We start from the raw sequence: 9,196 nt of genomic DNA, 5'->3' as shown, positions 1-9,196 counted from the left end.
GTGCTGTTTCTGTCGGCGTTCCCGAGCGCGGCGCTCACCGGCCAGTCGTTTGTCGTCAGCCACGGCTGGTTCATGCAATGAAGCCGCGCGCCCGCACCGAAAAGCAGGCCGTCGATCCGGCGGATCTGCACAACGAAGCAAGCGTGCCGAATGCGCTCGAGCAAGAGCACGCGCACACGCACACGCACACGCCGTTCCATGATTTGCCGTACGAAACGATCGCGCTCGTGCTGCAAGGCGGCGGCGCGCTCGGCGCGTATCAAGCGGGCGTGTTCGAAGGGCTGCACGAAGCGGGCATTCCGCTCAACTGGATCGCCGGCATCTCGATCGGCGCGCTGAACACGGCGCTGATCGCGGGCAATCCGCCCGAACGGCGCGTCGAGCGGCTGCGCGAGTTCTGGAACACGATCTGCCAGCCCGCGTTCTTCCCCGCGCTGCCGGCCATGTTCGAATCCGCGCTCTTCAACAGCCACGAATACGTGCGCACGTTCTTCACCGCGAGCCAGGCGGCGAGCGCGGTCGTGCAGGGACAGCGCGGCTTCTTCGTGCCGCGCTTCCCGCCGCCGCTGCCGGGCTCGACGCATCCGCCGGAAAAGGTCAGCTATTACGACACGTCCGCGCTGCGCTCGACGCTCCTGAAGCTGTGCGACTTCGACCGGATCAATTCGGGCGAGACGCGCGTGTCGGTCGGCGCGGTGAACGTCGGTACGGGCAACTTCATCTACTTCGACAACGCGAAGACGACGCTGCGCCCCGAGCATTTCATGGCGTCGGGCGCGCTGCCGCCCGCGTTTCCGCCCGTCGAGATCGACGGCGAGTTCTACTGGGACGGCGGCATCGTGTCGAACACGCCGCTGATGGAAGTGCTGCGCGCGTCGCCGCGACGCGACACGCTCGCGTTCCAGGTCGACCTGTGGAGCGCGCGCGGGCCGCTGCCCGAATCGATGAACGACGTGACCGAGCGCACGAAGGACGTTCAGTATTCGAGCCGCACGCGCCTCATCACCGACACGCTGCAGCGCGAGCAGCGCTTTCGCAACGTACTGCGCCGCGTGCTCGATCAGGTGCCCGAGGAAATGCGCAAGAACGATCCGTGGTGCCAGCAGGCCGAGACGCTGTCGTGCGGCAAGCGCTACAACGTCCAGCATCTGATCTATCAGCAGAAGGCGTACGAGCAGCACTACAAGGACTATCAGTTCGGCGCGTCGACGATGCGCGACCACTGGTCCGCGGGCCTCGCGGACATTCGCAAGACGCTCGCCGTGAAGAACGGCCTTGCGCTGCCGGACAACGACGCAGGCTTCGTCACGCACGACATTCACCGGATTCGGTGAGGCTCCCCGCTCGCGGCCGGCGCGCGCCGGCCGCGTCTTTCGTTTTCTCGCTCGCCGCTTCGCCATGCCGATTTTCATCGTCCTGTTCGCGCTCGCCGCCTTGATCTGGGGCGCGGTCTACACGTTTCATGCGATCGCCGCGCGCTTCGGCGACGCCATGGCGATCGGCGCCGCCGTCGTCGCGACCGCCGCGATCGCGGCGGCGGTCGCGCACTGGGCCCGGCGGCGGCGCGACGTCGCGCCGAACGCGCGAGAGGACGGCTGGACCCACGTGCTGCAGCGCGCATGGGGCGATCTGCGCATATCGGCGACGAAGGGGCTGCTGTGGCTGTCGCAGGACGGCGACGCCGGCCGCTACACGCTCACCGATCTGAGCGGCTGCCGCGCGCAGACGCTCGACGGCCGCTGGTATCTCGTCGTCGCCGTGCGCGACGAGCGGCGCGCCGAGTGGAAGCTGCCGATGGACGACAAGCGCGACGCGCAGCGCTGGGCGCGCGTGCTGACGCTCGCGAAGCGGCAGCGTCTGTAACGGGCCGGCCGCGCGCGACGGCCGGCGGTCGATCGTCGCCGCACGGAGCGCGCAATCGGGGTCGAAATCCCCGTATCGGCAATCCGCGGAGCGAACGCGCCCGCGCCGCCGAAAACAAGCGGATCGTCCTATCCGCCCGCCGGCGCGCCTGCCACAGTAGCGGCGTCAGACTTTCGAACCGGAGTTCAGCGTGGCCGAAACCAACGCCTCCCGCACGCTCGCCTTTCGCCCGTTTACCCAGGACGACATCGACACTGCCCAGCGCCTGTCCAGTTGCTTTCAGTGGCCGCATCGCGTCGACGACTGGCGCTTCGTCGCGAAGCTCGGCAGCGGCTTCGTCGCGCAAGACGGCAGCGGCGTGATCGGCACCGCGCTCGGCTGGCGCTACGGCCGCGAGCACGCGTCGCTCGGCATGGTGATCGTCGCGCCGGACCAGCAGGGCCGCGGCATCGGCCGCGAGCTGCTCGCGCGGATCGTCGACGATCTCGGCGAGCGCACGCTGTTCCTGCACGCGACGCCCGCCGGCAAGCCGCTCTACGCGAAGTTCGGCTTCAAGCCGACCGGCATCACCGAGCAGCACCAGGGCGCCGCGTTTCATCCGCCGCTGATTTCGCTGCCGCCCGGCGAGCGCCTGCGTCCGATCGGCGTCAACGACACGGCGCGCCTCGGCGCGCTCGCATCGCGCGCGTGCGGCTACGACCGCAGCGCCGTGATCGACGCGTTGCTCGACGTCGCGAGCGGCATCGCGCTCGATCGCGACGGCGAGCTGCTCGGCTTCGCGCTGTTCCGCCGCTTCGGCCGCGGCCACGCGATCGGGCCGGTGATCGCGCCGGACACGCTGCGCGCGCAGGCGCTGATCAGCCACTGGCTCGCGCTGCACGCCGGCATGTTCGTGCGAATCGACGTGCCCGGCGACAGCGGCCTGTCCGGCTGGCTCGAAGAGCTCGGGCTGCGGCGCGTCGACTCGGTCGTCGCGATGGTGCGCGGCGCGGCGCCCGAGCGCGATCCTGCGCTGCGGCAGTTCGCGATCGTCAATCAGGCGCTCGGCTGATTGCGCTCGGCCGCGATCGCCCGCTTCATGCGATGACCTTCGTCTACAAGGCCGATCCGGCGCGCGGCGCGCAGTGGGCGCGCCTTTTCGCGGAAAAAGCGCCTGATGTCCCGTTCCGTCTGTGGCCCGACATCGGCGATCCGTCCGCCGTCCGCTATCTGGCCGCGTGGCAGCCGCCCGACGATCCGCTGCGGCTGATGCCGAATCTCGAAGTCGTGTTCTCGGTCGGCGCGGGCGTCGATCAGTTCGATCTGTCCTGCGTGCCCGCGCACGTCCCGGTCGTGAGGATGATCGAGCCGGGGATCGTCGAGGGGATGGTCGAATACGTGATGCAGGCCGTGCTGACGATTCATCGCGACATGTTCGACTACGCGGCGCTGCAGCGCATGCAGGTGTGGCGAGCGAAGCCGGTGCGCGCCGCCGCGTCGCGGCGCGTCGGCGTGCTCGGCCTCGGCATGCTCGGGCAGGCGGTGCTCGACGCGCTGCGCCGCTTCGGCTTTCCGTGCGCGGGCTGGAGCCGCTCGCCGCGCACGCTGGAGGGCGTCGACTGCTACGCGGGCGAAACGGGGCTCGCCGCACTGCTCGCGCGCTCGGACATCCTCGTGTGCCTGCTGCCGCTCACGCCCGAAACGCGCGGGCTGCTCGACATGCCGTTGTTCGACGCGCTGCCGGACGGCGCGTCGCTGATCCACGTCGGCCGCGGCCCGCAGCTCGTCGAAGCGGCGCTCCTCGACTCGCTCTCATCGGGCAAGCTCGACAGCGCGATCGTCGACGTGACCGACCCGGAGCCGCTGCCGGCGGGACACCCTTTCTGGACGCATCCGCGCATCCGGATCACGCCGCACATCGCGAGCGCGACGCGGCCCGACACGGCGGTCGACGCGGTGCTCGCGAATCTCGCGCGGCATCGCGCGGGGGAGCCGATGGTGGGCGTCGTCGATCGCGCGCGCGGCTATTAGGCGGTTGTCGGGCGGTTGTCGGCGGATATCGGGCGGGGCCGATGAGCGCTTGCCGGGTGCGTGTCGTCGGGCGCGATGCGCGGCGATGGGGCTCGGCGCGTGTTCGTGCGCGCTTGCACTTGCACTTGCACTTGCATGCGCAGAAGCAAAGACAAAGACAAAGACAAAGACAAAGACACCATACCTTCCCCATCGCGTGCGAAGCAACGCGCGCGTGCGTGACTGAAAACACCGCGTTCGAATTCGGCACCACGCATCATCAGCCAATCCGACATTCATGCGCCCCAAACGCGCACGCCGGCGCGCACGATCCACGGCGACACGCCATGCGGCCGAAACAGCCCGCGCCCGCACGCGGCGCGCCGTTCCCGAACGCACGGAATCCGCCGCGCCCGACGCAGCAGAAAATGCCGTCCCGCCCCGTCGAAACGCCGCATCCGTACGCTTGCGCGCCGCAATTGGACGCGCGCGTAAATCGTCCGATCGGTAGCATGGCCTCACACGTACTGTTCGAACGAGAGCCTGCACCGCCATGACCATTCCATCGCTGATCGAAGCCGATCGTCGGCATCTGATCCATCCCGTCGTCAGCTACCGCGCGCACGAGGCGCGCGGCGTCACCGTGCTCGATTCCGCCGACGGCGTGTTCCTGCGCGACGCCGAAGGCAACGAACTCCTCGACGCGTTCTCCGGCCTCTGGTGCGTGAACGTCGGCTATGGCCGCGACAGCATCGTCAAGGCCGCGGCCGAGCAGATGGCGCGCCTGCCGTATGCGACCGCGTATTTCCACTTCGGCTCCGCGCCCGCGATCGAGCTCGCCGAGAAGCTGACCGCGCTCGCGCCGAAGTCGCTCGCACGCGTCTACTTCACGCTCGGCGGCTCGGACGCCGTCGATTCGGCGCTGCGCTTCATCACGCATTACTTCAACGCGACGGGCCGTCCGCAGAAGAAGCACGTGATCGCGCTCGAGCGCGGCTATCACGGCTCGTCGTCGATCGGAGCCGGGCTCACCGCGCTCGCGACGTTCCATCGCCACTTCGACGTGCCGCAGCCGACCCAGCATCACATCGAATCGCCGTACGCATACCGCCATCCGGCAGGCCACGACGATGCGGCGCTGATCGCCGCGTCGGTCGCGGCGCTCGAGGCGAAGGTCGCCGAGCTGGGGGCCGAGCGCGTCGCCGCGTTCTTCTGCGAGCCGGTGCAAGGCTCGGGCGGCGTGATCGTGCCGCCCTTCGGCTGGCTCAAGGCGATGCGCGACGCGTGCTCGCGGCTCGGCATCCTGTTCGTCGCCGACGAAGTCATCACCGGCTTCGGCCGCACCGGCCCGCTCTTCGCGTGCGAGGCCGAGGGCGTCGAGCCCGATCTGATGACGGTCGCGAAGGGGCTGACGGCGGGCTACGCGCCGATGGGCGCGGTGCTGATGTCCGACGAGATCTATCGGGGAATCGCCGACGGCGGCGCCGCCGACGCCGCGATCGGCCACGGCCACACGTATTCCGCGCACCCGGTGAGCGCGGCGATCGCGCTCGAAGTGCTGCGCCTCTATCACGAAGGCGGGCTGCTCGAAAACGGCATCGCGCATGCGCCGCGCTTCGCGCGCGAGCTCGACGCGCTGCGCGCGCATCCGCTCGTCGGCGACGCGCGTTCGCGCGGGCTGCTCGGCGCGCTCGAGCTCGTCGCCGACAAGGCGAGCAAGGCGCGCTTCGATCCATCGCTCAATCTGCCCGAGCGGATCGCGGCGGCGGCGTACCGCAACCGCGTCGTGTTCCGCGCGTTCGGCGACGGCATCCTCGGCTTCGCGCCCGCGCTCAGCTACACGGCGGACGATTTCGACTTGCTGTTCGCGCGGCTGCGCGCGACGCTCGACGAAGTGTCCGCGCAAACCGACGTGCGGCGCGCGCTCGACGCAGCGCACGCGCGAGCCGCGTGACGCGCTCCCACGTCAAGCCGGGAAGCCACGCCGGGAATCCGGAGCCCGGCGGACACGTGGGAAAACGCTGCCTTGTGGCCGCAATTTTGTGACCGTAAAGTAACCGTACGTTTACTCTTCATTCTTCCGACGCCGTGATGATGGGCGACTGCAAGCTGGACAAGATCGATCTGCGGATACTCGCGCAGCTGCAAAAGCGCGGCCGCATCACCAACGTGGAGTTGGCGGATGCGGTCGGCCTGTCGCCGAGCCCGTGCCTGATACGGGTCAAGCGCCTGGAGAAAGCGGGTTACATCGCCGGCTACGGCGCGGACATTCAGCTCGAAAAGCTCGGCGACGTGCAGATCGTGTTCACCGAAGTCACGCTCGCCGACCACCGCCGCGAGGACTTCGACCGCTTCGTCGCGGCGATCCGCAACGTCGACGAGATCGTCGAATGCCACCTCGCGAGCGGCGGGTACGACTATCTGCTGAAATTCGTCACGCGCAGCGTGAGCCACTATCAGACGATCATCGAAGGGCTGCTCGAACGGAACATCGGCATCGAAAAGTACTTCAGCTACGTGATCATCAAATCGCCGTTCGTGAAGCGGCACTATCCGCTCGAAGCGCTGTTCGCCGATCGGCATTGACGCGGCGGAACGCCCGTTTCGCGGGCGACATAGGAGAGCGGGCGGCCGGTTTCGGACGCCTTCGCGGCGGCTCCCGAAAAATCTCACCTTTGGGCGGAAAGCGCGCCGAAGCGGGCTGAAGCAGCCGTCGGCGCGCTCGCCGGACGCGCGGCGGCGGTGGTTGTCTCAAGCCGTCGGACCGAACGGCAGCGGCATTCGCATCCGCGCCGCCGCCGTTCGTCAGAACGTCACGCGCCCCTCGAGATAGAACACGCACGATCCTTCGAGCTCGACGCGCTCGCCGTTCAGCCGGCAGCGCACGTCGCCGCCGCGCGGCGACGCCTGATGCGCGCGAAACGCGGTCTTGCCGAGCCGCGCCGCCCAGTACGGCGCGAGCGCGCAATGCGCGCTGCCCGTCACCGGATCTTCCGGCACGCCCTTCGCCGGCGCGAAATAGCGGCTGACGAAATCGTAGTCGCCGCCGTCCGCGGCCGTCACGATCACGCCGCTGCGATCCAGCGCCGCAAGCGCGGCCATGTCCGGATTCAGCGCGCGCACCGCCTGCGCGCTCGCGAGCCGCGCCAGATACACGTGCGCGTTCGCATGCACGTCTTCGAGCGCGCCTGCGCCGAGCGCGTCGGCGAGCCGTGCATGCGCACGCGCGTCGCTCGGCGCGGTCGGGCGGGCGGGGAAATCCATCCGGTAGCCGTCCGGCGTGCGTTCGACGGTCAACGGCCCGCTCGCCGTGTCGAACACGACGCGCTCGCGCGCGGGCTCGACCCGCTCCATCACGACGGCGGCGCTCGCAAGCGTCGCGTGCCCGCAAAGCGGCACCTCGATGCGCGGCGTGAACCAGCGCAGCCGATAGCCGGACGCGTGCGGCACGGCGAACGCCGTTTCCGCCAGATTGTTCTCCGCCGCGATCGCCTGCATCGTCGCGTCGTCGGGAAAGCGATCGAGCAGCACGACGGCCGCGGGATTGCCCGCGAAACGGCGATTCGCGAACGCGTCGACTTGATAGATGGGCGCCGAGATCGGCCGGTCGGCCGCGCGATCGGCATGCGCGCTTGCCGTGTTCGCTGCGTTCATCGCGTTCTTCGTTCGGGTCTTGGCGATCGGTGGATCGAAGGTGAGCTCACGGCGGCGCCGACGCTCACGGCAAACCGTTGGCGCAATGCTCGGCGAAGCCCGCTCGCGCGGCGAGCCGCGCGAAATACGCGGACACCGCCGCGAAATCGGGCTTGTCGTCGAACGGCGTGCGCAGCCACCGGTTGACCGACAAGCCGATCGCGACGTCGGCGAGCGTGTAGTCGGTGCCGGCGACGTACGCGCCCGTCGCGTCGAGCCGCGCGTTCAGGATCGCCATGTGCCGCGTCCAGCTCTCGCACGACGCGCGGATCTGGCCCTGATCCCGATGGCTCGGCTCGTTGCGCACGATCGCGAAGAACGCGTAGCTCCACGCGCGGTTCAGCGCGGTCGTCTGCCAGTCGAGCCATTGATCGACGCGCGCCCGCGCGTGCGGCTCGGCCGGATACAAATGCGCGCCGCCGTACCGGTTCGCCAGATAGCGGATGATCGCGTTCGATTCCCAGAGCACGAAATCGCCGTCCACGAGCACCGGCACGAGGCCGTTCGGGTTCAGCGCGAGGAATTCGGGCGTCTGCGTCGACCGGAATCCCGCACCCCAGTCTTCGCGTTCGAACCCGAGCTGCAATTCGGCGCACGTCCACATCACCTTGCGGACGTTGATCGACGGCGCCTTGCCGAGCACTTTCAGCATCACGGACCACCTCGTTCGACGATGATTCGGACGATTGTAGAAGCGCGAGCGCGACGCCGACAGGTACGGTTCGCTGCGTATCGACCGATGCGCCTGCCCGCCGCGTGCCGGCGCTCTCGCGGCGACGCCGCGCCACCCGTCACCAGACGCGCGGCAAAAGCCGCCAGCGCACGCGTTCGCAATACGCGCGATAGCCGTCGAGGTGCACGCTCAGGTAGCGTTCCTCGTCGACGAGCCGCGCGACGACGCCCGCCGCGAGCACTGCGGCGAACGGCCAGGCCCAGGCCGACTGGGCGGCGATCGGGCTCCCGAAAAATATCACCATTGCGCCGGAATACATCGGGTGCCGGACGAAGCGATACGGGCCGGACGAGATCACCGTCTGCTCCTGCTTCACCTCGACGATGCTCGACGCGAAGCGGTTCTCGCGCAGCACAGCGAAGCAGATCGCGAAGCCCGCGATCACGAGCGCGTTGCCGAGCGCGACCGCGCCCCAATCGACGGGCGTGCGCGCGACGCGCCATTCAGCGCCCATCGCGACGACGAGCCCGACGCTCGCGACGCTGACGACGCCGAGAATGATCTTCTGGCTGAGCTCGCGCTCGGCGCGCACGCCGACGCGCATCCGGCTCTCGACGAGCGCCGGATCGCGCTTGAGGAAATAGAGGGTGAGCACGGTCGTCGAGCCGGAGAACACGAGCCAGTAGATCCAGCCCTGCCAGTAGCACAGCGAGCCCGCCGGCGCGAAGATCAGCACGGCGAGCATCGCGACGAAACGCGCCTGCGCGCCGAGCGCGCGCTTCGACAGCGAGTCCATTGCGGGGGCCTCCTTTTGGGGCGGGGGATGTCGATGGGCGGGTCGGTGTGTTTCGTATGGTTTGTGGTTTGTGGTTTGTGGTTTGTGGTTTGTGGTTTGCGGTTTGCGGTTTGTGGTTTGCGGTTTGCGGTTTGCGGTTTGCGGTTTGCGGTTTGCGGTTTGCGGTTTGCGGTTTGCGGTTT

Annotated in this window: 9 protein-coding genes and 1 pseudogene; 7 read left to right on the top strand and 3 right to left on the bottom strand. The window is 68.8% G+C overall.

The features are described 5' to 3' along the window. The 7 genes and pseudogenes from WS91_RS35510 to WS91_RS04805 all read left to right on the top strand — a co-directional run. Positions 1 to 81: pseudogene (locus WS91_RS35510) on the top strand (3-hydroxybutyrate dehydrogenase); the annotation flags it as partial. After that, entirely contained in the window at positions 78 to 1,334 is a 1,257-nt protein-coding gene (locus WS91_RS04830) for a DUF3734 domain-containing protein (protein ID WP_059645628.1), read from the top strand. The pseudogene WS91_RS35510 and the gene WS91_RS04830, both read left to right, overlap by 4 nt. A 64-nt stretch (positions 1,335 to 1,398) precedes the next feature. Then, positions 1,399 to 1,863: a hypothetical protein gene (locus WS91_RS04825; protein ID WP_059578409.1), complete on the top strand. Its 465-nt coding sequence runs from the start codon at positions 1,399 to 1,401 to the stop codon at positions 1,861 to 1,863. Between the two features lie 190 nt (positions 1,864 to 2,053). Further along, positions 2,054 to 2,914: a GNAT family N-acetyltransferase gene (locus WS91_RS04820; RefSeq protein ID WP_038754585.1), complete on the top strand. Its 861-nt coding sequence runs from the start codon at positions 2,054 to 2,056 to the stop codon at positions 2,912 to 2,914. Between the two features lie 32 nt (positions 2,915 to 2,946). After that, complete coding sequence (locus WS91_RS04815; RefSeq protein ID WP_059669863.1) at positions 2,947 to 3,873, top strand: 2-hydroxyacid dehydrogenase; 927 nt, start codon at positions 2,947 to 2,949, stop codon at positions 3,871 to 3,873. Between the two features lie 532 nt (positions 3,874 to 4,405). Continuing rightward, positions 4,406 to 5,806 (top strand): aminotransferase class III-fold pyridoxal phosphate-dependent enzyme, encoded by a 1,401-nt coding sequence (locus WS91_RS04810; RefSeq protein WP_059669862.1) that lies wholly within the window; start codon positions 4,406 to 4,408, stop codon positions 5,804 to 5,806. Between the two features lie 137 nt (positions 5,807 to 5,943). Then, the gene (locus WS91_RS04805) at positions 5,944 to 6,438 is read left to right on the top strand and encodes an Lrp/AsnC family transcriptional regulator (protein ID WP_442854599.1); all 495 of its coding nucleotides are present in this window, start codon (positions 5,944 to 5,946) and stop codon (positions 6,436 to 6,438) included. A gap of 219 nt (positions 6,439 to 6,657) precedes the next feature. Here WS91_RS04805 and WS91_RS04800 read toward each other — a convergent pair whose 3' ends face one another. From WS91_RS04800 to WS91_RS04790, 3 genes are all read right to left on the bottom strand, one after another. Beyond that, entirely contained in the window at positions 6,658 to 7,506 is an 849-nt protein-coding gene (locus WS91_RS04800) for a PhzF family phenazine biosynthesis protein (RefSeq protein ID WP_082745150.1), read from the bottom strand. A gap of 64 nt (positions 7,507 to 7,570) precedes the next feature. Next, positions 7,571 to 8,197, bottom strand: coding sequence for a glutathione S-transferase family protein (locus tag WS91_RS04795; RefSeq protein ID WP_059669861.1), 627 nt, complete (start codon positions 8,195 to 8,197; stop codon positions 7,571 to 7,573). A gap of 139 nt (positions 8,198 to 8,336) precedes the next feature. Then, entirely contained in the window at positions 8,337 to 9,014 is a 678-nt protein-coding gene (locus WS91_RS04790) for a methyltransferase family protein (protein WP_059669860.1), read from the bottom strand. Positions 9,015 to 9,196: the final 182 nt, after the last annotated feature.

Origin of the sequence: Burkholderia sp. MSMB1498 (assembly GCF_001526245.1) — a bacterium.
GTDB lineage: Bacteria > Pseudomonadota > Gammaproteobacteria > Burkholderiales > Burkholderiaceae > Burkholderia > Burkholderia savannae.
The sequence above is the reverse complement of the archived record's forward strand: the minus strand, read 5'-3'. Positions and strand labels throughout refer to the sequence as shown.